General features: G+C 56.3%; 20 protein-coding genes. 6 read left to right on the plus strand and 14 right to left on the minus strand.

The features are described from left to right. Positions 1-70: 70 nt before the first annotated feature. From SH678x_RS01550 to SH678x_RS01590, 9 genes are all read right to left on the minus strand, one after another. On the minus strand, positions 71-1,363 hold the full coding sequence (locus tag SH678x_RS01550; RefSeq protein WP_496921124.1) for a DEAD/DEAH box helicase: 1,293 nt from the start codon (positions 1,361-1,363) through the stop codon (positions 71-73). Between the two features lie 132 nt (positions 1,364-1,495). After that, positions 1,496-2,821 carry a Na+/H+ antiporter NhaA gene (gene nhaA, locus SH678x_RS01555; RefSeq protein WP_496921125.1) on the minus strand — a complete coding sequence of 442 codons (1,326 nt, stop codon included), beginning with the start codon at positions 2,819-2,821 and terminating at the stop codon, positions 1,496-1,498. A 179-nt stretch (positions 2,822-3,000) separates the two neighbouring features. Next, entirely contained in the window at positions 3,001-3,174 is a 174-nt protein-coding gene (locus SH678x_RS01560) for a hypothetical protein (protein ID WP_496921126.1), read from the minus strand. A 69-nt stretch (positions 3,175-3,243) separates the two neighbouring features. Next, positions 3,244-3,426 carry a hypothetical protein gene (locus SH678x_RS01565; RefSeq protein WP_496921127.1) on the minus strand — a complete coding sequence of 61 codons (183 nt, stop codon included), beginning with the start codon at positions 3,424-3,426 and terminating at the stop codon, positions 3,244-3,246. A gap of 70 nt (positions 3,427-3,496) precedes the next feature. Next, positions 3,497-3,700, minus strand: coding sequence for a hypothetical protein (locus SH678x_RS01570; protein ID WP_496921128.1), 204 nt, complete (start codon positions 3,698-3,700; stop codon positions 3,497-3,499). A gap of 1 nt (position 3,701) precedes the next feature. Beyond that, positions 3,702-4,709, minus strand: coding sequence for a glycoside hydrolase family 130 protein (locus SH678x_RS01575; RefSeq protein WP_496921129.1), 1,008 nt, complete (start codon positions 4,707-4,709; stop codon positions 3,702-3,704). A 69-nt stretch (positions 4,710-4,778) separates the two neighbouring features. Then, entirely contained in the window at positions 4,779-5,849 is a 1,071-nt protein-coding gene (locus SH678x_RS01580; RefSeq protein WP_496921130.1) for a hypothetical protein, read from the minus strand. A 2-nt stretch (positions 5,850-5,851) separates the two neighbouring features. Then, positions 5,852-7,081, minus strand: coding sequence for a glycosyltransferase family 4 protein (locus SH678x_RS01585; protein ID WP_496921131.1), 1,230 nt, complete (start codon positions 7,079-7,081; stop codon positions 5,852-5,854). 428 nt (positions 7,082-7,509) lie between these two features. Next, positions 7,510-8,322 carry a transglutaminase-like domain-containing protein gene (locus SH678x_RS01590; RefSeq protein WP_496921132.1) on the minus strand — a complete coding sequence of 271 codons (813 nt, stop codon included), beginning with the start codon at positions 8,320-8,322 and terminating at the stop codon, positions 7,510-7,512. A gap of 164 nt (positions 8,323-8,486) precedes the next feature. On the opposite strand from SH678x_RS01590, the gene SH678x_RS01595 reads away from it, so the two are divergent. Next, positions 8,487-11,315, plus strand: a complete 2,829-nt coding sequence (locus tag SH678x_RS01595; protein WP_496921133.1) for a cation-translocating P-type ATPase — start codon at positions 8,487-8,489, stop codon at positions 11,313-11,315. A 101-nt stretch (positions 11,316-11,416) separates the two neighbouring features. Here the strand turns inward: SH678x_RS01595 and SH678x_RS01600 are convergent, their stop codons facing one another. Continuing rightward, the gene (locus SH678x_RS01600; protein WP_496921134.1) at positions 11,417-11,647 is read right to left on the minus strand and encodes a hypothetical protein; all 231 of its coding nucleotides are present in this window, start codon (positions 11,645-11,647) and stop codon (positions 11,417-11,419) included. A gap of 538 nt (positions 11,648-12,185) precedes the next feature. Beyond that, positions 12,186-13,397, minus strand: a complete 1,212-nt coding sequence (locus SH678x_RS01605; protein WP_496921135.1) for an inositol-3-phosphate synthase — start codon at positions 13,395-13,397, stop codon at positions 12,186-12,188. A gap of 160 nt (positions 13,398-13,557) precedes the next feature. Here SH678x_RS01605 and SH678x_RS01610 point away from each other — a divergent pair, with 160 nt between their 5' ends. From SH678x_RS01610 to SH678x_RS01625, 4 genes are all read left to right on the plus strand, one after another. After that, positions 13,558-14,760: an amino acid aminotransferase gene (locus SH678x_RS01610; protein WP_496921136.1), complete on the plus strand. Its 1,203-nt coding sequence runs from the start codon at positions 13,558-13,560 to the stop codon at positions 14,758-14,760. Positions 14,761-14,837: 77 nt separating this feature from the next. After that, the gene (glgA, locus tag SH678x_RS01615; protein ID WP_496921137.1) at positions 14,838-16,328 is read left to right on the plus strand and encodes a glycogen synthase GlgA; all 1,491 of its coding nucleotides are present in this window, start codon (positions 14,838-14,840) and stop codon (positions 16,326-16,328) included. A gap of 5 nt (positions 16,329-16,333) precedes the next feature. Further along, entirely contained in the window at positions 16,334-17,389 is a 1,056-nt protein-coding gene (locus SH678x_RS01620) for a galactose-1-phosphate uridylyltransferase (RefSeq protein ID WP_496921138.1), read from the plus strand. Positions 17,390-17,655: 266 nt separating this feature from the next. Then, on the plus strand, positions 17,656-19,842 hold the full coding sequence (locus tag SH678x_RS01625) for an alpha-amylase/4-alpha-glucanotransferase domain-containing protein (protein ID WP_496921139.1): 2,187 nt from the start codon (positions 17,656-17,658) through the stop codon (positions 19,840-19,842). Between the two features lie 48 nt (positions 19,843-19,890). On the opposite strand, the gene SH678x_RS01630 is transcribed toward SH678x_RS01625, so the two are convergent. From SH678x_RS01630 to SH678x_RS01640, 3 genes are all read right to left on the minus strand, one after another. Beyond that, complete coding sequence (locus SH678x_RS01630; protein ID WP_496921140.1) at positions 19,891-20,301, minus strand: GxxExxY protein; 411 nt, start codon at positions 20,299-20,301, stop codon at positions 19,891-19,893. A gap of 42 nt (positions 20,302-20,343) precedes the next feature. Then, on the minus strand, positions 20,344-21,030 hold the full coding sequence (gene bioD / locus SH678x_RS01635) for a dethiobiotin synthase (RefSeq protein ID WP_496921141.1): 687 nt from the start codon (positions 21,028-21,030) through the stop codon (positions 20,344-20,346). 99 nt (positions 21,031-21,129) lie between these two features. Continuing rightward, positions 21,130-21,987 (minus strand): shikimate dehydrogenase family protein, encoded by an 858-nt coding sequence (locus SH678x_RS01640; protein ID WP_496921142.1) that lies wholly within the window; start codon positions 21,985-21,987, stop codon positions 21,130-21,132. A gap of 192 nt (positions 21,988-22,179) precedes the next feature. Here SH678x_RS01640 and SH678x_RS01645 point away from each other — a divergent pair, with 192 nt between their 5' ends. Further along, positions 22,180-22,974 (plus strand): hypothetical protein, encoded by a 795-nt coding sequence (locus tag SH678x_RS01645; RefSeq protein WP_496921143.1) that lies wholly within the window; start codon positions 22,180-22,182, stop codon positions 22,972-22,974. Position 22,975: the final 1 nt, after the last annotated feature.

The following is a 22,975-nucleotide window of genomic DNA, read 5'->3' on the forward strand; positions in this document are numbered from 1 at the left end:
CGACGGAAAGTGGTTCCATCGCAGCTAGAGGCACCTGGGTAAACGGTATCGGGACGATACCGGCTAACTTCTAGAGGCCGCGGCGATGACGGCGGCGGGGGCGTTGACCAGGAGGAGCCGGTTTGGGGGGCTCGGCTGGCTTGTCCTCAGTGGCTGCTGGTGCTTCGCGCGGCGGAGCGGACGAGGCAACGGTTTGAAAGCCCTCGATTTCGTCGCGTTTGAGGAGCGTGTTGATCAGCATTTCAATGCGGGTGAGCTCGATGCCTTGCTCGGGGGTGACGAAGGAATAAGCCACCCCTTCGCGGCCCATGCGGCCTGTTCGTCCCACGCGGTGGACATAATCATCCGACGACTGGGGGAGATCGTAATTGATAATGTGCGAGATGTTGGATACGTCGATACCCCGGCCAACGACATCGGTGGCAATCAGAATCGTCACGTCGCCATCGCGGAATTTGCGCATCACGCGGTCGCGAGCCGTTTGGGGCAGGTCGCCGTGGATCACGTCGATGTCGGGCAGTTTCTTGGAGAGCTTATTGTGCAGCCGATCCGTGCCGCGCTTCGTCCGGCAGAATACGATCGCCTGCTCGGGCTGTTCGCGATGAAGTAAGCGGACAAGCAAGTCGTACTTGCGTTCTTCATCGACCGAAAAGTAGCGCTGTTCAATAGTGTCGACGGATTTGTTCTTGGGAGAAAAGTCCATGACCTCGGGTTCGATCATGTACCGCTGGGCGAGCCGTTCGATGGCGGGGGCGACGGTCGCGCTCAAGAGCAGCGTTTGCCGTTCTTTGGGACAACGGCGCAAAATCTTTTCGATGTCGGGCCGGAAACCGATGTCGAGCATGCGGTCGGCTTCGTCGAGCACGACGAATTTCAGTTCGTTGAGATTGAGCGCGTTGCGGGCGAGCAGGTCGATCACGCGGCCGGGGGTGCCCACGACAATGTCGGATCCCTTGGTGAGCTTGGTGATTTGCTGACGGATCGGCTTGCCGCCATAGACCGCGATGCAACGCGTCTTGCGTCCCTTGGCAAGCTTGCTCATTTCATCTTTGACTTGCACGGCGAGTTCACGCGTGGGAACAAGCACTAACGCGCGGGGCAGGCTGCCGGCTTTGCCTTCTTCGAGCAGTTCGAGAATCGGAATCGAAAACGCAGCGGTCTTGCCGGTACCGGTGCGGGCTTGGCCCAGAACATCTTTTCCGGCGAGCGCACGGGGAATGATGCCGGCTTGCACGGGCGAGGGGTTGTGGTAAGCGGCGTCGGCGAGCGAGGCCAACATCACGTCCGACAGGCCGAGCTGATCAAATGTAAGAACAGGGGGTGATTCTGCGGACTCGCCGCTAGAGACGCGATCAGTTACCAAGGCACATGCAGGATTGTTAGGGAGGTTGGGGCTAAATTTAGGCCAAATCGACTCAGCAAGGCTAGCAGCAAATGGGAGTTAGGTCAATTCCGCGGGACGCAGCGACGTGTCTCCCCGTTTCTAACTCGGCTTTCACTCACTCGTGGTCGCCAGAGCGGGCGGTAGGAACAGGGTCAGAAGCGTGAGGCCCAGGACGGCACTCACGAAAGAGCCAAGCAGGGTACCGATCTTTCCTGCGCTCAACAGGTCGCCTTCAAATGCCAGGCTCGCGATAAAGAGCGACATTGTAAAGCCGATTCCCGCAAGGCAGCCTGCCCCGGCGATCGATTTCCAAGTCACTCCTGTGGGCAGTTTGGCCAGTCCGATCTGGACCGCGAGCCAGCTACAGAGAAAGATTCCTAGCGGTTTGCCCAAGACCAAACCCAGTGCCACGGACCAAGAGATAGGATGAGTAACGGCTCGCAGGTCGATCGTCACGCCTGCATTGGCCAGGGCAAAGAGTGGCATAATAACAAACGCGACCCAGGGATGAAGAGCTTTCTCAAGCCTGTCGAGCGGGGACATGGTTTCCCCCATCATCCACTTCAGCCGTCCCACCGATTTCAATTCCCTCGGCAAATCGTCGGGTTCACCGTCGCCGATGGATTCCGCCAGAGCGTCGAGAACAGTGACTCGGGGAAGGAGCGCGGTTGCAGGTGTCAGCAAGCCCAACAACACGCCCGCGACGGTCGGGTGAACGCCCGAATGAAACATGGCCACCCAAATCGCCGTTCCTATCAGAAGATAAACTCCGATACTCCGGATCCCCATCCAATGCGAGAGGACCGTGACACCCAAACCCGTGGTTGCCACCACCATGGCCACGATTGAAATTCCCTCGGAGTAGAAGACAGCAATGACTAGGATGGCTCCAATGTCGTCGACGATCGCTAGTGCGAGGAGAAGAATCTTGAGACCCGTTGGGACGCGTCGCCCGAGCAGGGCTAGGAAGCCGACCACGAACGCAATGTCGGTCGCCATCGGGATGCCCCAGCCCGATCGCCCGCTTTCGTGGTTACCAATCAATAACAAGTAGAGAGTTGCGGGCACGACCATGCCACCGAGGGCCGCCATGAGTGGCAGGGCCGCTTTCCGAAAGTCATTGAGTTCCCCGTCGACGATCTCGCGTTTGATCTCCAAACCGATCACGAAGAAAAAGATGGTCATCAGTCCATCATTGACCCAATGCAACAAGGATTCATTGATCTCCCACCGGCCGATACCGATACGGAGATGCGTTTCCCAGAATGCTGAGAACTCGTCCGCCCACGGAGAATTCGCCACTGCCAGCGCAATGGCTGCGCACAGAACCAGTAAGACGCCACTGGTGGCTTCGATGGCCATGTACCTGCGCAACGGGCCGAGCAGACGATGAATCGGCGCGTTTGGAAGTTCAGGTTTTAGGGTCTCAGTAGTCATTGATGTGTGGTGCTAGTGGCAGTAGTCGCGTTTGTTTGCAACGACAATTGACAGATGCGCATAATGCCACACATCTCCCGAGAACATAAGGTTCAATCGGCAGTAAATTTTATGATGGCGCGGGATCAGCTCGCGTAACCGCGATGACTGCGAGTTATTTCCAGCGTCATTCCACAGGCTTACGGTTGTACGGCCGGAGGATTATCACCCGTCGTCTCGATTTCTTTTTCAGTCGTGACGGTCGTGGTGCCGCCGGGCGTCGAGACGGTGGTTTCCTCGGTCGTAGACGTCGTTTTGCCGCAACCGACGGCGAATAAACTCAAAATAAACATCGAGCATAGTAGGTTTTTCATATCAATACCATTTCCTTTTGCTGTGATTGCCGTGACGAACGGCCCTCGTGACATTGTGTGAACGAACATTTATTTCGGGCGGCGATCGTCGAGCATACGACTGTTGCCCGCTTTACTGCTCACCCTTTTCGTAACGACGGGAACAGCTTGTGATCGATTGTGGCTGTAGATCAGACTCACGACCCACAGCGCTAGCAGCGTTGCGAGCGTGAAGGCTGTGGTGCTCACGGGGAGTTGGTCGAGAAGCGACATGTTTGCCTCGATTGCATTGTTCGCATGCGAACAATTTGGGGGACATTGTTAATCAATCGAAAAAATGATCTTAGTGTTCTGTGCGCTCGCGTTTTTGTCGGGCTGCTTTAAATAAGTTTTCACCGAGGAATTCGAGTGCCTCCGATTCGGAGGCATGGGCCGAGGTGCGTTCTAGGTCGTCGACGGTCGTGCCCGAATACCAATGCCAAGGATGGCGATCGCCCGAATAGTCTGGGTTGTAATGCAAGGCATACGCGGCTTTGATTGTGCTCATCTTATGTTGCTAATCCCCTTGGGACGTAATTGCTGGAATCAGTTGGTACGGGACAAGCAAGTAAGTAATCGAGCAGCAAAGATGCTTGTGTTGTTGCCAACGCGATGCAGGAATCGGCCCCACCGTAGTACATGCGGATCTCGCCACTCGCTTTGTCGTGGACCCAACCGCAGGGGAAGACAACGCCGTTGACGTCGCCTTGTCGTTCGTAGGGCTCCTCGGGGGCAAAGATCCAGTCATCGCTACGGCGGAGCACATGAGTGGGATTCTCCAAGTCCAGCAGGGCCAAACCCAGGCGATAAAGACAACCGCCCGGAGTATGCCGCACGCCGTGATACAGCATCAACCATCCCTCGGGCGTTTCGAGCGGAGGGGGACTCAGGCCGATCTTATTGGCATCCCACCAAGCGCCACGCCGCGCGTGCATGAGCACGTGATGATCGCCCCAATGTTTCAGATCGGGCGAAAACGAGAGCCAAATATGCGCGCCCGAGCTGCCGGCCGAAACCGGCCGATGCAACATGGCATAGCGGCCGCCAAATTTCCGTGGAAAAACGGCCGCGTCTTTGTCATCGGGAGGCATCACGGGGCCAAGCCGTTTGAAGCTCCTGAAATCCTTGGTTACCGCCAACGAAACGAGTGGGCCGCTATGTGAGAACGCGGTGTAAGCGATCAACCATTCTTGCCGATCTTCGACCCATGTGAGCCGCGGGTCTTCGACGCCCCAGGTTTCTTCGGGGAATTGATCGGGGCTAGGTGCGAAGCTGGGCTTCTCATCTATTTGCCAGTCGGAAACTCCGTCGCGGCTGCGAGCCACGGTTAAGTGAGAATGACCACGGCGATCTTCCACGCGGACGAGCAAGATTGTTTCATCACCAAGCTGACACGCACCGGCATTGAAAACCGTATGCGCTGGATAGGGCCAATCGGCGGCAGTCAAAATCGGATTGTCCGCGTGGCGTTGAAATAGCTCGGGAAATGCTGGGGCTCGTTTACGTTCTATAAGCATCTTGGTTTTCCTTCCCTCCGTGGTTATGTCGACAATATAAAATGTGTTTTGTGTTTCACTGGAAAGGCCTTAGGCACCTTTGAATTGGTGCTTATTAACGGGCATCGTTTCCATCGTGGAGTCTAGGACGGCGACAAACAGATAAGCGAGAGTCGACTCGGCTCCTTGATTGCGATTGACCCCTGCGGCCGCGAGTCCGTCAAAGCACGAATGGTTCTCAGGATTTATAAGGGGCTGCCGTTGGCTGTTCTCTCCAAAGAACCATTCCCGGGCACGACGAAATGTGACGAGATGGTTTTTGTCATTCGTAAGCTCGTGCGCCGCCAGTGATGCGTCGGCCATCGTCGCGGCCTCGACGGGCTGTTGATCGTAGATGGCTTTTTCCTCACCATGCTCAAACCAACCCTGATTGCCAATCGGTTGAAAGAAACCGTTAACTGTCGTGGTCTGTTCGAGAAACGCAAAGGATGACAATGCCACTAAGTGAAATTTTTCTTGGGGCCAGCGCTGGGCGGCGATCATCATCGCGTGAGGCAAAACGGCATTGGCGTAAGTCATTTTCGACTCGAACCAGGGCCATTCGGGACGTGACGAACGATCGTAGCATTCCGTGAGTCGATTCGTGGCGGACCAGGCGACACTTTCGAGTAGGTCAATATTTTTGACCCCACTGGCGCGGAGATGACCCCAGGCGAGAATGATATAGGCTTGGGCGCGCAGGCTGCGTAAATCAGCAAGAGCTGGCAGCACGGCGTTGATCAGCTCACGTGCCAAGAGCCGATAACCCTCAGGCAGATCGCTTCCCAACACTTCCGCGAGTGCCAGCACCGCTTGGCCTTGGCAGTCGCCACAGCCTTCGGCGTCGAGCCAGCTACGGTCGTAGTCCATGAAATTATGAAATCCCCGACCGGGCGATTGAGCATGCTCGACAAAGCTCAAGTACGTCGTGATACGGTTAAGCATTGCTTGGCTGGGCTGCTGTTGCCACAGGCGTACGCAGATTCTCAGCGCACGGGCATTATCGTCGGTGCAATAGCCACTGTCGCGGCGCGGAATGCTATAGATCGCGTGTTGAATCAGACCGGTCGAGTCTGTCATGCGATCGAGATGTTCTAAACAAAGTTCGATACGATTTATCATTCTCAACCTCCATGCAGGGGTGCGGAGAGATGGCCTAAGACGTTCGCGGGCGTAAGGGCGTATTCAACACGATTGAGCGGATGCTTGCTGACCTGGCCGTACTTCTTGAAGCACTCCAAGTAGCGCTGTCCAACAACAGGCCAGAACATCGACTTAGCATATTTGTAGGCACGTCGCCGTGTTTCCAGTTGAAACTGCGGGTCTTTGAGAAATTGCAAAGTCGCCGTGGCAAATTGGTCGCTGCCGCCAAAGGGAACTAACAAGCCGCGGCCTTCGGCCAAGACTTCCTTTGCGTACAAGTAAGGCGTGCTGACCACCGATCCCACGGCACCCAAGGCGTAAGCCAATGTCCCGCTCGCGATCTGATCGGCGCCTTGATAGGGCGTGACAAACACATCACAAGCCTGCAGGTGTTGTAACAGGCCTGGCAAATCCAGGTACTTGTTCACGAACCGCACATGATTCGCGACGCCCCGCTTTTGAGCTAACTCCACTAAACTATCGCGATACTTCTCTCCAGAATCTCTTTTCACCTGGGGATGCGTGGCACCCACAATCAAGTAGATCGCCTCGGGGCACTCCTCGACGATGCGGGGCATGGCCTCGATCATGTACTCGAGTCCCTTGCCCGGATTGATCAGGCCGAAGCTGCAAATCATCTTGCGACCGGCGAGCCCTAATCGTGCTTTATGCGAGTCGTCGCGTTCAAAAGGCACCGTCGGCACGCCATGCGGAATCACATGCACGTTCGCCGTGGGGACTCGATAAACACTATGTAGCAATTTGGCTGCGATGTCGGTCATCACCACGATGCCTTGGCTCTTGGCGGCAATCTCTTGGATGATGCGGCGTGGCAACGAGGCAGGTTTTGTCAGCAAGGTATGAAACGTTGTGACGACCGGCTTACGGCACTCATGCATGAAGTCGATGACACGCTTGCCCCACTCGTCGGGGTAGAGCCCGAACTCGTGCTGCAAACTGACTACGTCGCAAGGTCCGTCGTTGGCCACTTCGGCCGCGTGACGATAAGCGCTCGCGCGTTTGTTGTCGATGACGTGTACGATGCGAGGATCGTCGCCGGGAAGTTCTTCAAGTTTTTGAATGGCCATCACCGAGGACACGGGCCAATCAGCGACCGCATCGACGGCATCCGCCGAATCTTTAGTGAACGTCGCGAGGCCGCATGCTTCAGGCGGATACGTGGAAACAAAGAGCGGACGAATGGTACGCATCACGAATCACCACCACTTTCTTCATCGCTAGAAAGGAGCATGCGATATTCGAAGCCATACTAGCCTGGCAACAATACCAATTAGGACTTGGACGGCATGGTCCAAACGAGCGAATGGAGATTCAACGCGTGGTTGAAGTAGGAAGCAAAATCGCCCGGTTCAAATGCCCGCCGAGTGAGGCTTATCGAGTCAGCGACCAAACAACTGCCTGGTCGGTGTAAGAAGAATTCGGCATATCAACCATACGCCTAAGAGTACTTATTTACAAGTCACCATTAAACGCATTGTTGCCAATACACGGGTTATAGGTGCGCTTTATCGCCTTTTTATTATAGGGTTTCTTTGGGATTAGTAAGAATTGTCTCACGCGCGACCGCGCTGAGTGGATTGTGCTCAGCCAATGATTCCAATTGCAGCAGGTTCAATTCTTACGCTGGAAGATCGTAAGCCCAAACGTGAAAGTCGTGCAACGTATTCATGCCGAACGTCGTCGTCAGCGCAACGTCGGCGGCATCGCGACCACGAGCCATCAGCACGCGGCCGATGCGTGGTGTGTTGTTGCGTGCATCCAGCGTGTACCAGCGACCCCCTAAGTAGACCTCGAACCACGCGCTGAAATCCATCGGGTCGTGTACCGGAGGCACCCCAATGTCGCCAAGATAGCCCGTGCAATAACGCGCGGGGATGTTCAGCGATCTGCAAAACGCAATCGCGAGATGCATGTAGTCGCGGCAGACGCCTGTCCGTTCGCGAAACACATCAAGCGCCGTGCGATTCGCACGAGCCCGCATGTAGTCGAAACGGATATGCCCATGGACAAAATCGCAGACGGCTTGCACGACGGGCCAACCCGCCGGTTCTTTACCAAAGCGGGCCCAGGCAATGTCACGCAGTTCGCTGTCGACTTCGCAATAACGGCTTGGGAGCAAGAATTGCAGTACGTCGTAAGGAAGGTCCTGCACTTGGTGTTGGAAGGCATTCAGCCCAAGCTCATCGACGAGGCCAGTGTCTTCGACAATCGCTAAGGTGCGAAAGCTCACACGACCCGCGGGCACGACCGCGCGACCGCAGAGGTTGCCGTAGGTGTCGAAGTACTCGTTGATGGGAACGGTGGGGGCGACCGTTAAGGGGTTGAGTTGCCGAATCGTGGAGGTCCGCTCGGGGTGCAGATAACCCATGACGATCACGGCCGTTGGCTGGGAAAAATCGAAAGTGGCTTCGAAGCCAACTTGAATAAGCATAAGTTTATTTCATCTTTCATCCGCCAAACCCTTCATTGTAGCAGTTCTCTCCAAGTCGTGCATTTATTGAGCCGGAGACGCATGCTACCTTTTAGAAGCGGATCTCATATCGAATTAACGGTGAACTTTTTTGTAAAACTTGTCGGATGGCGAGTCAGGAGTGCATGATGGATTGCAAGCTGATCGCCAAGGAAGCAGGAAGTGTTTTGGACACGCCTTATCGACTATCGATTGACGAAGTTTTCTCGGCTTTGGGATCTAATCGAAAACGGGGTCTCTCGGAATCGAAAGCCCAGGAACGACTCGATCAATATGGCCGGAACGAATTGATAGCCGAGCCTCCCGTGCCTGGTTGGAAGAAATTCTTCGCGCAGTTTACAGATACTCTCGTGATCTTGTTGCTCATAGCGACCGGGATCTCGACTGGACTTTGGCTCTACGAGCGGGAATCGGCGTTGCCCTATGAAGCGATTGCCATTTTCAGCGTGGTTCTGATCAATGCCATTCTGGGCTACGTGCAAGAAGCCCGAGCGGAAGCTGCGGTGGCGGCGTTGCGGGCGATGTCGGCGGCTGAAGCTGTGGTGATTCGCGATGGCGAGCAGCGGAGTGTGCCGGCCACGGAGATCGTACCGGGTGATCTGTTGCTCATCGAAGAGGGCGACACCATTCCCGCCGATGCTCGCGTGGTTCAATCGGCCTCGCTTCAGGTGGCCGAAGCGGCGCTTACCGGCGAGAGTCTGCCGGTGTCGAAAGACGTGCCACCACTCTCCGGGGAGGTAAGCCTTGGTGACCGTCACAACATGGTCTTTAGCGGCACGGCAGCCACCTATGGTCATGGCATGGCCGTGGTCACGGCCACGGGCATGCAAACCGAGATGGGACGCATCGCCGGGATGCTGCAAGAGACTCCCGAGGAATCGACGCCGCTGCAAAAGGAACTCGATCAGGTCGGCAGGGTGCTTGGCATCGTCGTCGTGGCAATCGCCGTGGTGATGATCATCACAATCATTTTCGTTGAGAATGTGCGCGGTATCTCTGCTCTCTTTGATGTGCTCATTTTGGGGGTGGCGCTCGCGGTGGCTGCGGTGCCCGAAGGTTTGCCCGCAGTGGTGACGGCGGTTCTCGCTTTGGGCGTGCAGCGGATGGCGAAGCGGCAAGCGATTGTGCGTCATCTGGCAGCGGTGGAAACACTCGGTTCGACGGATGTCATTGCCTCGGACAAGACCGGCACGCTTACCAAGAATGAAATGACGGTGCGAGTTGTTGTTACGGCCAGCGGCCGAGTGAATTTCTCAGGGACCGGCTACGCCCCTGAGGGACAAGTTGAGGTCGAGGGAGGGTCGCCGCTCGAAGGGGCGTTGCGCGTGGAGCTGGACATGTCGCTGACGGTCGCCGACCGTGCAAACAACGCCGTGTTGCAGGAGCGCGAGGGGCGTTGGCTGGTGCAGGGTGACCCGACAGAGGGTTCGCTCATTGTGGCGGCGCGCAAGGCGGGTCTTGAGACTGCATCACTCGACGCACGATACGAGCGACTCGGTGAGGTTCCCTTTTCATCCGAACGCAAACTCATGACGACCGTTCACGCCGATGCTGAACTCCAGGAAAACTTGCTAATTTTCACCAAAGGCGCGCCGGATGTGCTGTTAGCACGCTGTACTCACGAATACGTGGGAGAGCAGTCCAAAAAGCTAACCGCGGAGCGTCGCGCGCAGATCGTTCAGGCCAATGAAGAACTAGCAGGCCAAGCGTTGCGGACCCTGGGGGTGGCCGCGCGCAAACTCGCTTCGGACGCTCTCAAGCCAGATGAAATGGACGATAGCGTTGAACAGGAACTCGCTTTTCTGGGCCTCATTGGCATGATCGATCCCCCTCGCGAGGAAGCTCGCGAGGCCGTCGCACGAGCGAAGAGCGCCGGCATTCGACCGATCATGATCACGGGCGATCATCCCAAGACGGCGGCCGTGATTGCGGTGGAACTCGGGATTGCAAACGAAGCTCGTGCCGTCACCGGCTCCGAACTGCAGGCCATGTCCGACGAAGTTCTGCTCGAAACCGTGCGGGAAGTGTCGGTCTATGCGCGCGTGAATCCCGAACACAAGCTGCGCATCGTGAAAGCACTGCAACGTGACGGCAACACGGTCGCGATGACGGGGGACGGGGTGAACGATGCCCCAGCGCTGAAAAAGTCCGATATCGGTATAGCGATGGGAATTACCGGCACGGATGTTTCGAAGGAAGCAGCCGACGTGGTACTGACGGACGATAATTTCGCGACCATTGTCGCGGCCGTCGAAGAAGGTCGGGCGATCATCGCGAACATTCGCAAGTTTTTGCGCTATCTTCTTTCGTCGAACATCGGCGAGGTGCTGACGATGTTTTTTGGTGTCCTGCTGGCCAGAGTCATCGAACTCCATGCCGAGGGGGAAGCCGTTGTTCTGCCGCTGTTGGCCACGCAAATCTTGTGGATCAATCTGGTAACCGATGGAGCGCCTGCCTTGGCGCTTGGCGTCGACCCGGCCGATGAAGGGTTGATGCAACGGCCCCCACGCCCGCAGGACGAAGGGGTTATCACAGGCCGAATGTGGAGGGGCATCTTTTTTGTCGGGGTGATCATGGCCGTGGGAACGCTCGCGGTGCTTGATGCATCGCTCCCCGGCGGCCTGATCCCCGGCAGCGGCGACATGCGATACGCTCAAACGATGGCCTTCACCACGCTGATGATGTTTCAGCTGTTCAACGTATTCAATGCCCGCTCGGATGAATCAAGCGCCTTCCACGGACTGTTTCGCAACCCACTGTTATGGGGTGCGGTAGGTCTTTCGTTGGTGCTCCACATTGCAGTGGTTTACATTCCTTTCCTGCAAAAGGCCTTTTCAACTACGAACTTAAGTTTCGGAGATTGGCTGGTCTGCACCGCAGTTTCGAGTTCCGTACTATGGCTGCAAGAGCTCAGCAAGATTGTGACACGCCGAAGTGCATGGCCAGCGAGTTGAGGCACTTGCTGAAATCGAGTCCTACGGCATAGACAATAAAAAAACCGATCGCGCCCTGCAGGACGCAACCGGTTTTGATCAGTCTTGCACCAAACCAAGAATTACTTGGCGGCAGGAGCCGGAGCAGCAGCAGGAGCAGCGGCAGGCTTCTTGGCCTTAGCAGCAGCGCGCTTCTTGGGGCTCTTCTTGGCGGCCGGAGCGGCTTTCTTAGCAGCCTTCTTCTTCGGCGACTTCTTGGCGGCAGGCTTCTTGGTTGCAGCCTTCTTCTTGGTGGACTTCTTCGCAGCCTTCTTGGGGGCGGCCTTCTTAGCAGCTTTTTTCTTAGTAGCCATAGCCTTATGGGCTCCTTCCGTGATTGCGCCCGAGTTGAAAATTTTGGCTCTCCCTCTGGGCGCACAGAAAGAAAGGGAGGAACCCACCTAAAATTGAAACAGAACCGATTTTTCGCTAGCAGAATTGCCAGAAGCTTCTGGTAATTCGTGGTGCGTCTGTCAGCTCTACTTACTCCTAATTAAGGTTCGCGGCCGGCGGAATTGTGTTACGTGATCGCGACCGACGGTCGCAGCGTTATAGATTAATGAGTGGCCGCTGGTTGATTGACGAGAGAAGTTTTGCGAATAAGTGGAAGTTAATGATGAATTAAACAATCGTCAAATAATCTGTCGGAGTCAAAATAATTTTGTTTAAGTCTTCCAAGAATCGCTAACAAACTCTCTGTGTGAAATCTCCGTTGACTTCACTGCGCGCAATTGAACCAATTTTTTGCCAAACTAGTCAAGGCGAGTTCGCACAAAATTTGTGTTTTGTAAAAACTTCCTCTCTGAAATTTTTACGCGCTGGAGAGAATCGATCAGAGTCGCGCGGCACGACTCACGCCCCGTCTTGATTCCCATGGTCGTGGGCCCAGCGGCGGAGGTCCAGAAATTGGTCCGCGAACGAGTGGCTCGATGCGCCAAGTGGGCTCTTGAAGAAGCTCGCCAGGAAGTCCAGCGTGCCGGTCTGACCACGCTCGCGCGCAAGCAAAACGAACCTGGCGAGATCGAGCACCAAAGGGGCGGCGAGCAGCGAATCGCAGCCCTGCCAGGTGAACTGCAAAGTCATCGGAGTGCTTAAAAAACCGCGAAAATGCACGTGATCCCAGGCAGTTTTCCAATCTCCGAGGCTCGCCACGTGTTCGATCGAGACGAGCGTTTGTGGGGGGTAACCGAGGATCTCTTCGAGCAAGTGATCCTTGCTTTTGACCTTCGATGCCTTGTTGGCAGGATCGGTCAAAACACGTCCGTCGAGGTTGCCAAAAATGTTGTGTCCGACCCAGCTCATGACCTCGAGATGACGCGCCGCGAACATGGGAGCTAGCACGCTTTTGAGGAGCGTCTCGCCGGTCTTGGCATCGCGCCCGGCATGGCAGGTGCCACGGACGCGCGCGAGTTCGTCGATCCCCTGCGGAGTAGCTCCCAAGGAGGGGGTGAAATTGATGTAAGGCATTCCCAAATCGAGCACCGCGATGGCGTACAGCGTACTCGCGGGGAGAGGGCACGCTTCGGAATCGAGCAATGCCTCGGCGGCTGGCCACGTTTGCGGCCACGCTTCGACCTCGACAGGAGCTTCTGTGGAGGCGAGATTCACCACCACAACTTGGGTCGCGCCGGTCCGATTTTGAAAATCTTGCAAATCGGCCTGGATCCGTTCGATGGCTTGGCGAGCCGATTTCTCCACGGGAACGGCTTCTCCAGCGAGATTTTTGATCGTCGGGCCGACATTCCAAAGCACGCCGGGGCGGATATTGGCATCGCACTCGGCAAGGAAATTCTGGCTCGCGGCGAGTGTCTCGGCAGGGATCACGCGGCTTTCGATGTGCAGCCGCTCGGCTTCCGCGGCGAGCGTGGTGTCGCGAATTTCGTGGCCGCCGACCACGAACTGGTCCCACGCTGCGAACGGCATGTGACCGAATTCGGGGAGCGCGGTGACCAAACCCACTTGGTCGGTTTTGTTGGCACGCAGGGCGGCGAGCCCAACGAGTGTCGTCACGGCGACGCCTCCGCGTGCTCCAATAATCCACAGGCCGATGCGAGGAGCGCTCATGGAGGAAATTGAACCAATGCTCGTGAAAAGGTGTCGGGAGAGGATGAGGCGGGTGCGACAAATCCACTAGGAATGCTGGAAATCTGGGCCTATGATTGTCGCATGACAGCCCGCCTAGCCGCAAGCGGCGGCGACCATTCTCTTTCCTCCGGAACGACCCATGTTAGAAACCGTCGAACAAGCACCCGCGGATGCCATTTTGGGCCTCGCCGTGGCTTTTAATAAAGATCCCCGTGCCGAGAAGATCAATCTGAGCGTCGGCATTTATCAAGACGAGAACGGTAAGACGCCGACCCTCGCCTCGGTGCGAGAAGCCGAAAAACGGTTAGCGGCGGGGCCTTCGAGCAAGACCTATCTCCCCATTCCCGGTTCCCCCGGTTATCTGCAAGCCGTGCAGGAGTTGGCATTCGGCTCGGGGAGCGAAGTCGTGACTTCAGGCCGACTCGCGGGCGCGCACACGCCCGGAGGGACGGGTGGCTTGCGGGTGGTCGCCGATTTTCTGCACGAAAATTTTCCTCAGGCGACCGTCTGGCTGAGCGATCCCACGTGGCCAAATCATCAAAGCATTTTCGCCGCGGCCGGTTTAGCGACGAAGACTTATCCTTATTTCGATCAAGCAGCCAACAGTCTGAAGCTCGGCGCAATGCTCGCGGCGATTGAGAAGATGGCCCCCGGGGATGTGATTCTGCTCCACGGCTGCTGTCACAATCCGACGGGGATCGATCCCACGCCCGCCGAGTGGAAGCAGATCGCGGCGGCGGTCAATAAACAGAAAGTGCTGCCATTTCTCGACTTCGCCTACCAAGGCTTTGGCGACGGGCTGGAGGAAGACGCCGTGGCCTTGCGGGAGTTTGCCCAAGCCGGTGGCGAGTTTATTGTGTGCAGTTCGTTCAGCAAGAATTTTGGGCTCTATCGCGAGCGCGTCGGGGCCGTGGCTGTGGTTTGTAAATCGGCCCAAGACGTCGCCGCCGTGCAGAGCCAGCTCAACCGCGTGGTGCGGGCGAACTATTCCAATCCGCCGGCCCATGGGGCAGAAATCGTCGAAACGATTCTTAAGGATCCGGAACTTCGTCAAATGTGGGAGAAAGAATTGGCCACGATGCGGGACCGGATCAACGGCATGCGGAGCCAACTTGTCCAGGCCCTGGCCAAAAAAGGGGTGCCGGGGGACTACTCATTTATCAAAGATCAGCGGGGAATGTTCTCTTTTTCTGGCCTAACCAAGGACCAAGTTGAATTGCTGCGCGACGAGTATGCTATCTATATAGTAGGGTCGGGCCGCATCAACGTGGCGGGCTTAACCCCGGCCAACATCGACCGCGTGGCGGAATCGATTGGTGCGGTCGTGGGCCAACCGGCGTAAAGAATGGGTCCACCGCTAAACCGCAAGCGGCCGCTTGCGGTTTAGCGGTGGATTTCTAACTCACAATTGGATTCTTCGTGAACATTTTGTTTGCTACTGCCGAGGCGGTGCCGTTCTGCAAGACCGGAGGCTTGGGAGACGTGTGTGGCAGTTTGCCCCGCGAGCTCTACAAGCTGGGCCATCGTCCGGCGGTGATCTTGCCCGCGTTTCGGCAGATCTACCAATCTGGCTTGCCGATTATCCCAATGGGAATCCACTTTGACATTCCGATTGGCCAGAAGCAGGTGGGTTGTCAGATTTTGGAAAGCCATCTGCCCGACTCGGCAGTGCCGGTTTTTTTCATCGAGAACAACGACTATTTCGACCGTCCCGGCATGTACGGCGAGAACGGCGAAGACTATCGCGACAATTGCGAACGGTTCGTGTTCTATTGCCGAGCATTGCTCGAAGCGATCGTGCAATTGGATCTGGAAACGGAACTCATCCATTGCAACGATTGGTGCTCGGGGTTGATTCCCGCGTATCTCAAAACGATGCTGCACGATCAGTCCCCCTACGATCAGATCGCCACGCTCTACACGATTCATAACCTGGCCTATCAGGGAAGTTTCTGGCACTGGGACATGGTGCTTACCGGGATCGACTGGAAGTATTTCAATTGGCGGCAGATGGAATCTTACGGCAATTTGAACTTCATGAAGTCGGCCATCGCTTTTGCCGATTCGATCAGCACGGTGAGCCCCACCTACGCGAAAGAGATTTTGCATCCCCCCTTGGGATGCGGCATGGATGGTGCCCTTCAACATCGCCGCAACGATTTGTACGGCATCATCAACGGCGCGGACTACGACGAGTGGAATCCGTCGATTGACGAATACTTAGGTCCACACAATTACGACGCCGAGAGTTTCATCGGCGGCAAATCGGCTTGCAAGAAAGCGTTGCAACAGGAACTCGGCTTGCCGGTCGAGCCGCGGATCCCGTTGATCGCCGTGGTGAGCCGTTTGGCCGATCAAAAGGGCCTCGATTTGGTCGCCAAAGTGATGCAGCAGTGGGCCACCGAGCATCACGCTCAGTGGGTGATCCTGGGGACGGGCGAACCCCGTTACCACCAACTGTTGGGCCAACTGGGGGCGGAGCATCCCCACAAGATTGCCGTGCGGCTGGAGTTCTCGAACGAGCTGGCACACCGCATCGAGGCGGGGGCCGACATGTTTCTCATGCCCAGCCAATACGAGCCGTGCGGCCTCAATCAGCTCTACAGTTTGAAATACGGCACGGTGCCAGTCGTCCGCGCGACGGGGGGCCTCGCTGATACGGTCGTCGACACCACACCCGAAACGCTGGCCAACGGCACGGCGACGGGCTTCAGCTTCACCGAATACTCGGCCCTGGCACTTAACGAGGCCTTACAGCGGGCCTGCGGAATGTACGCCGACCCCAGCTCGTGGCACAAATTAATCGCCACGGGGATGCGGCAAGATTGGTCCTGGGGCTCGAGTGCTCTGAAATACAGCGACCTCTATGAGCGGACTCTGGCCCGCGCGCGGCAGGGTGTATTAAGCTAGTGGCGATGGACTGCACGAGCGACACCGTTTTTGAAATGCGAACCGATCCCACGACGGGACGGCGCGTTCTAATTGCCGAAGGGCGTGCCGCACGACCCAACGATTTCGCTGAGGACGCCGTTCTCGAGCAACATTCTTCCGTGGATTGTCCATTCTGCCGGGGCCATGAATCGCACACGCCCCATGAACTTGCCGTGGTGCGTGATTCGCAAGGGGAGTGGCAGATTCGCGTCGTGCCGAATAAGTATCCGGCCGTGGCACCGGCGAGCGGGGGACGTAAGTCCCCTGCATCATCGAACGCACCGTTTGCAGGGGACTTACGTCCCCCGCTCGCCGCTGATGGGGTCCATGAAGTAATCATCGAATCGCCGCGGCATATTCAAGATTGGTCCGAACTTGCGACGGACGAAATCGCCACGGTGCTTCAGGTCTTTCGAGATCGCATCGCCCATGCCTACACGAACGGCGGCATGCGGACGGCCGTCCTGTTTAAGAATGTCGGCCAAGGGGCGGGGGCCTCGCTTGAACATATCCACAGCCAATTGATTGCCTTGCCGTTTGTGCCGGAAGTGCTCGAGACAGAACTCACCGTGGCGGCAGAGTTTCAAAGCCATTCGGGCGAATGTTTGATGTGTCATTTGTTGGCGAACGAGAAGATCGACCAGAGTCGTTTCATTATGGAGAACGATCACTTTGCGGCGTTTTGTGCTTACGCTGGTCGCCAGCCTTATGAGACTTGGATTGTCCCCAAAGTCCATGCGAGTGATTTTCTCGAACTCAGTACCCAAGAGTCCTTGGCATTGGCTGAAATTCTTGGCGAAGTGGTCCGTCGTTTGCGTACACTTCTTGCGCCGCTTGCCTACAATTTGGTGCTCCATACAGCACCCGTTGGGGACGAGCGGCAAGCAGCGTTTCATTGGCATTGGGAACTGATTCCGCGCAGCACGTCGCTGGCCGGGTTCGAATGGGGTACCGGCATGCACATTAATTCGGTATCACCGGAACGAGCGGCAATCCGACTGAGAGCGTCAAAATCGGGTGAAAAAGTGCCGATTCAGTAAACTGGGCGGACTTCGTTAGCTCTTTGCCCTGTAGTGTTTATGCCAGCCAACGACCCTGACTTGGGCCGAACATTGCGAAAAGTTGGGTAGTTGCCGACTAGCATATTCCGCAGTAACCGGCGATCTTAAAGGGACACCGTGACTGCTGGCTTGAGCATGCTCAGTTAACTCACCAATCAACGGCAAAACACGCTTAACCCTCACCCGAGGGAACACGATAAAATCCTACACGCGACCGCGATTTCGCCTTTCACTCGATAGTCATCATGAATCAACCTTTACGACTCGTACTTGTGCTCCACAACCATCAGCCGATCGGCAACTTCGATGGCGTGTTCGAGCAGTCCTACCAAGATAGCTATTTGCCGTTTCTCGACGTGTTCGAGCGGTACGACAGCAAGCTGCGGATCGCCCTCCACACGAGCGGGTCGTTGATGGAATGGCTCGACGACCGGCATCCGGAGTATGTCGACCGGTTGGCCGCGCTTGTGGCCAAGGGACGCATCGAGATCATCGGCGGGGCCTTCATGGAGCCGATCCTGGCGATGATTCCCTCGCGGGACCGCGTTGGACAGATATCGACCTATTCCAAGTGGCTTGAGAATCGTTTGGGTGCAGACGTACGCGGCATGTGGGTGCCGGAGCGCGTTTGGGAACAATCGATGACCAGCGACATCGTCAAAGCCGGGATCGAATTCACGGTTCTCGACGACTTCCACTTCAAGAATGCCGGACTCACCACTGAACAGCTGCACGGCTATTTCGTAACCGAAGACGATACCAACGTGCTGAAGGTCTTCCCCGGCAGCGAACAGCTACGCTATTTGATTCCATTCCAGCCGGCACTCGAAACGATCAAGTACCTGCGTAGTGTGGCGGACACCCACCCCGGTGCGGTCGTCGTGTTTGGCGACGATGGCGAAAAGTTTGGCACTTGGCCCGGTACCAAAGAACATGTTTACGACCGCGGTTGGCTTGTGCAGTTTTTCGACGCCTTGTGCGCGAACAGTGATTGGCTCAAGGTGACGACCCCCAGCGAAGCCATTCAAAGCGTGCCGCCGCTGGGCAAGCTGTACATTCCCGAGGGCAGCTACCGCGAAATGACCGAGTGGGCCCTCCCCGCGGCTAAGATTAACGAATTCGAAGACGCGCACCACGATTACGAGGCTCAAGGCCTGTGGCAAAGGGTGTCGCCATTCATCCGCGGCGGTTATTGGCGGAATTTCAAGGTGAAATATCCTGAAACCAATGTCATGTATTCGCGGATGCAGATGATCAGCCGCCGCTTACAGCAAATGGTCGACGATGGAGCCGCCGGTGATCTTGTCGATTATGCGCGGATGGAACTGTATCGCGGCCAATGCAATTGCAGCTACTGGCACGGGGCGTTTGGCGGCACTTATTTGCCGCACTTGCGCAACGGTGTGTACACGCATTTGATCGCGGCCGAGAACCTGCTCAATCAATCGGAAGGCCGCGGCTGGCAACACGATCAACAACCGTGGGTGGAGATCGATGCCAGCGATTTCAACTTTGACGGCCGTCCTGAAACACGCTTGGCGAATAATAGGCTCATGCTGCTTGTTTCACCCGTCGAAGGGGGCCAGATTTACGAACTCGATGTGAAGACCATCTGCCACAACTTGCAAGCGACGCTAACCCGCCGCCCCGAAGCCTACCATCGCAAGGTGTTACGTGGCCCGAACACCAACGGCGATGGCGTGGCGAGCATTCACGATATGGTGGTGTTCAAGCAGGAAGGGCTCGACCAACGCTTGGGTTACGACACCTGGGCGCGCAATTCGCTCGTGGATCACTTCTACGCTGAAAATGTCTCGCGCGAAGCGGTAGTGGCCGGCACGGCTGAAGAGCAGGGCGATTTTGTCCATGGTCCTTACGAGGCCAAACTTCGCCGCAATCCGGGCCGCGTGCAATTGCAGCTTGTCCGCGAAGGCAACGTCGGTGGCAAGTCGATTCAAATCACCAAGGGCATCACTCTCAACGACGATGGCACAACGGTCGAGATTGCGTACTTGATCGAGAACTTACCCGAACACAGCGGCTTTATTTTTGCCCCTGAATTGAATTTTGCGGGTTTGCCGTCGGGCAACGATGATCGCTACTTCCGTACCGCCGACGGTCATTCGATTGGTCAGCTCGGCCATCAGTTAGATCTGCACGACGCCAACGACCTGGGCCTTGTCGATCAATGGTTGGGTATCGACGTCGGATTGAACTTCGATCGTCCCACGTCGGTTTGGACTTACCCCGTAGAAACGGTGAGCCAATCGGAAGGGGGCTTTGAGCTGGTGCATCAATCCGTGGCGGTCGTGCCGCACTGGCACCTCACGCCCGATGCGAATGGTTGCTGGAGCGTGACAATCCGGTTGGCGGTCGACACCAGCATGGCCGAGCAACGCATGGGCGAAGCGCCCGTCGCGGCATCGGTATAAAGATTGAACCGCTCATTGACGCTGATATGCGCTAATGTTGGCAGGACATCATTTAAGAAATTCAGAGAGAACCATGCGCTTCCATTCAATTTTGGCAATGGGACCAAAGTTGATGAGATAGCCGACCGGCTTGCGGGTCAATCGCATGTAATTTAGCAATTGAGCTTCGTGATCAACGATGAGTTCACGAACCGATTTTAGTTCAACAACGATCTGCGAATAGATGATTAGGTCAGGCACATAGCGTTTCTTGAGCATGTGATCCTTGTAGAAAGTGGCGAGATCCTGCTGTGGTACAAAAGGAATCCGTCGTAATTCGCACTCAATCTCCAAAGCTTCTTGATAGATTTCTTCGAGTAGTCCTCCGCCTAAAACTTTGTGAACCTCGAATGCTGCGCCCATCAGATCACAACCCTCTTGTGAAAAGGGTTTGTCACGCTCATTCGGTAACAATGACATTATCTATCTCATTTATTAGCGCACATTAGCGTCAATTAGCGGTTAACTCCCGCCTGCTAATTTGTACCAATCCACGCCCTCGCGAAAATCTTGCTGCTGATAATTCACCGAGGCCAACACCGGTACGTCGGTACGGCAGGCGATTTCGTCGGCATTGGTTTTCGTGCTTTCGTCGTCTGGAAAAAGCGCGAGCCGATTGAGAATAACTCCTGCCACGGGCAGTTCGGGTAGCAAGGTTTTTGCCGCGACCAATGTGAGCAGCGTGGCGTTGATCGTTCCCAACTCGTTGACCGCGACGACCATCAGGGGATAGCCAAACTCCCTGGCGAGCGTGCAGTTGTCGTCTTCGTCGCTCATGGGCGACATCAGGCCGCCCGCCCCCTCGATGAGCACGATATCGCTACGCTCGCGCCAGACTTCAATCCCCGTGCGGAGCAGATTACGATCCACTTCGCGTCCTTCAAGACGCGCTGACACGGGGGGAGCCAGAGGTGCCACGAATCGTTGGGGGCAAACTTCTTCGAGTTTGCCGGGCTGACCGGCCGCTTCCCAAAGCTTCAACGCATCGGGGGCGACGACGTCGTTACCATCGCGCTTGCAATCGGTGGCCACCGGCTTGTAGACGCCGACTTTGTAGCCAGACTTCACCAGCGCCCGGGCGATCAGCCGCGTGACGTGGCTCTTGCCGACACCCGTGTTTGTTCCCGTGATATAGAAGCCAGGAGTCATATTATTTCCTGTAGGGAACGGGCTCTGTCCCGTTCCGCTTGCAATGTGTTGTGTCGAGATAAAAGTTTCATGGAACGCCGAGGAGGGCGTTATCTACAGTTACAAAACCAAAAATTCTTCGACCGCTTCGCGCATCGCTTGGCGATCGGCGGCAGCGCCGGTCCAAATCTCAAACGCGAGCGCCGCTTGTTCGATGAGAAGCGTGAGGCCATCCACGGTGCGACAGCCCCGCGATTGGGCCTCTTTGATCAGCCACGTGTTGGGCGGATTGAACGCCACGTCGGCGACAATGGTGTGCTTTTCTAAACCATCGAGATCAAGCGGCAAGCGTTCATTCGGTTGATTAGGGCCCACGGGCGTGGCGTTGATCAACAACTGAAACGTGCCATCAATGGCAAACAAGCTGTCGCCCGCGAGTTCCTCAACACGGCAACTTCCCAGCGGTGTTTCTGTGACTAATGTTTTGGTAAGCTCTTCGACCTTTTCGGGGTGGCGACACAGAAAGCGAATCTCGCCCGCCCCCACGAGAGCCAACTCCGCGGCAATCGCGCGCGCGATGCGACCCGCGCCGACAATCGTGACCTGCAAGCCTTTCACGGAGCCGGTTTGCTCGAGCAACTGTCGCAGGGCCCGTCCTTCGGTGTTGTAGCCAGAGAACTTGCCTTCTGATTGCTTGATGCAGTTGACCTGGCCGCTGATCCGGGCGGCTTCGCCGATTTCTTGCAGATAGGGGACAACGCTGTTGCGATGGGGCGGGGCCAGCATGATCCCGTTGAATCCAAAAATTCGCGCCCCACGCAAAGCCCCTTCCAAATCCAGCGGCGGAACCTCGAACGTCAGAAATCGCCAATCGAGCCGTGCGGCCGCGAACGCTTTTTCGAGCATGTACTGTGTGGGATTGCCGGCAATTGGCTCGCCCATCAAACAGCAAACGTCTTGTTGGGGGTGGCTGGTCAAGGAACGCTCGTAAGTGATGGCCTGCGAAACTGGTAGAACCCTCCATTTTGACCTGCCGGAGGCTGATTTTCAACGCCGAGATTAAACGCAAAGCCCGCGAAGGCGCAGAGATTCGCAGAGAAATCTGTCAAAATTAAGTGAAGACCTCTCTTTGCGGGCCTCTGCGACTTAGCGATCTTTGCGTTGAAATCTATGCCTCCTAAATACCCACTCACGACGCTGTTTATCATTGCCACGGTCTGCGTGGATTTGGCAGTGATTCTGACGGGCGACGCGGGTTCGGTGCTGGCTGCCGAGAGTGGGCTCCGTTTCTATGTGTGGAACTACGCGATTCCCGCGCAGTTCGGTGCGCTCGCTCTGTGGGCCGTGTTTGGACGAACGCATCGACTCACCAAGGCCGCATGGGTGACGCTCGCTTGCGGGCTGCTCTTTGCGGTCATCTGGTACACCGTCGAGCCAGGCTTTCGCGGCGAGTCGATTTCGTTCAGTTTCATTCAATTCTTTACCGTGATGCTGGGAGTGGGTCTGCTGAAGTTGTGTGGCGTGGGGAAAGCCATTTCCAACGAAACTTTTCAAGTTTCCTTGATTGAGTTTTTTGGTTGGACCATGATTGTTGCCCTCTGGGCGTTTGGACTGCGCTTCGGCGGGGTCGATTTCTTGATCGATCAATATTGGGTCGTGTGGATCATCGCGGCCTCAGCGGCGCCGCTGTTACTTGTGCCAGTTCTGTTTTCAAGGATCTCGTCGGGCTCGCGACTGCTAAGTTTGTTGGCACTCTATTTATTCGTGTTTGGCGCTTATGCTCTCCTCACGAAGTTCATGGAAGGCCCCATGCCATTGTGGGCTCTTTCGCTGGCGATCACGCAAGTGACCTATATCTCGGCCTGGTGGTCGGTGGTGCGAATGGATGAAGTGATGCAAGAACGCCGGGTCGTCACCGAATCGAGCCGCGAGAAGTTGAAGGTCTTCGATCCGCAAGAAAGTTAGC

Source organism: Bythopirellula superficialaquae, assembly GCF_059632245.1.

Excerpts from the sequence above, each read along its gene's own strand:
- nhaA (WP_496921125.1), bottom strand. The coding sequence starts at position 2,821 with ATGACTACTGAGACCCTAAAACCTGAACTTCCAAACGCGCCGATTCAT.
- SH678x_RS01560 (WP_496921126.1), bottom strand. The coding sequence starts at position 3,174 with ATGAAAAACCTACTATGCTCGATGTTTATTTTGAGTTTATTCGCCGTC.
- SH678x_RS01565 (WP_496921127.1), bottom strand. The coding sequence starts at position 3,426 with ATGTCGCTTCTCGACCAACTCCCCGTGAGCACCACAGCCTTCACGCTC.
- SH678x_RS01570 (WP_496921128.1), bottom strand. The coding sequence starts at position 3,700 with ATGAGCACAATCAAAGCCGCGTATGCCTTGCATTACAACCCAGACTAT.
- SH678x_RS01575 (WP_496921129.1), bottom strand. The coding sequence starts at position 4,709 with ATGCTTATAGAACGTAAACGAGCCCCAGCATTTCCCGAGCTATTTCAA.
- SH678x_RS01580 (WP_496921130.1), bottom strand. The coding sequence starts at position 5,849 with ATGATAAATCGTATCGAACTTTGTTTAGAACATCTCGATCGCATGACA.
- SH678x_RS01585 (WP_496921131.1), bottom strand. The coding sequence starts at position 7,081 with ATGCGTACCATTCGTCCGCTCTTTGTTTCCACGTATCCGCCTGAAGCA.
- SH678x_RS01590 (WP_496921132.1), bottom strand. The coding sequence starts at position 8,322 with ATGCTTATTCAAGTTGGCTTCGAAGCCACTTTCGATTTTTCCCAGCCA.
- SH678x_RS01595 (WP_496921133.1), top strand. The coding sequence starts at position 8,487 with ATGATGGATTGCAAGCTGATCGCCAAGGAAGCAGGAAGTGTTTTGGAC.
- SH678x_RS01600 (WP_496921134.1), bottom strand. The coding sequence starts at position 11,647 with ATGGCTACTAAGAAAAAAGCTGCTAAGAAGGCCGCCCCCAAGAAGGCT.
- SH678x_RS01605 (WP_496921135.1), bottom strand. The coding sequence starts at position 13,397 with ATGAGCGCTCCTCGCATCGGCCTGTGGATTATTGGAGCACGCGGAGGC.
- SH678x_RS01610 (WP_496921136.1), top strand. The coding sequence starts at position 13,558 with ATGTTAGAAACCGTCGAACAAGCACCCGCGGATGCCATTTTGGGCCTC.
- SH678x_RS01620 (WP_496921138.1), top strand. The coding sequence starts at position 16,334 with ATGGACTGCACGAGCGACACCGTTTTTGAAATGCGAACCGATCCCACG.
- SH678x_RS01625 (WP_496921139.1), top strand. The coding sequence starts at position 17,656 with ATGAATCAACCTTTACGACTCGTACTTGTGCTCCACAACCATCAGCCG.
- SH678x_RS01630 (WP_496921140.1), bottom strand. The coding sequence starts at position 20,301 with ATGTCATTGTTACCGAATGAGCGTGACAAACCCTTTTCACAAGAGGGT.
- bioD (WP_496921141.1), bottom strand. The coding sequence starts at position 21,030 with ATGACTCCTGGCTTCTATATCACGGGAACAAACACGGGTGTCGGCAAG.
- SH678x_RS01645 (WP_496921143.1), top strand. The coding sequence starts at position 22,180 with ATGCCTCCTAAATACCCACTCACGACGCTGTTTATCATTGCCACGGTC.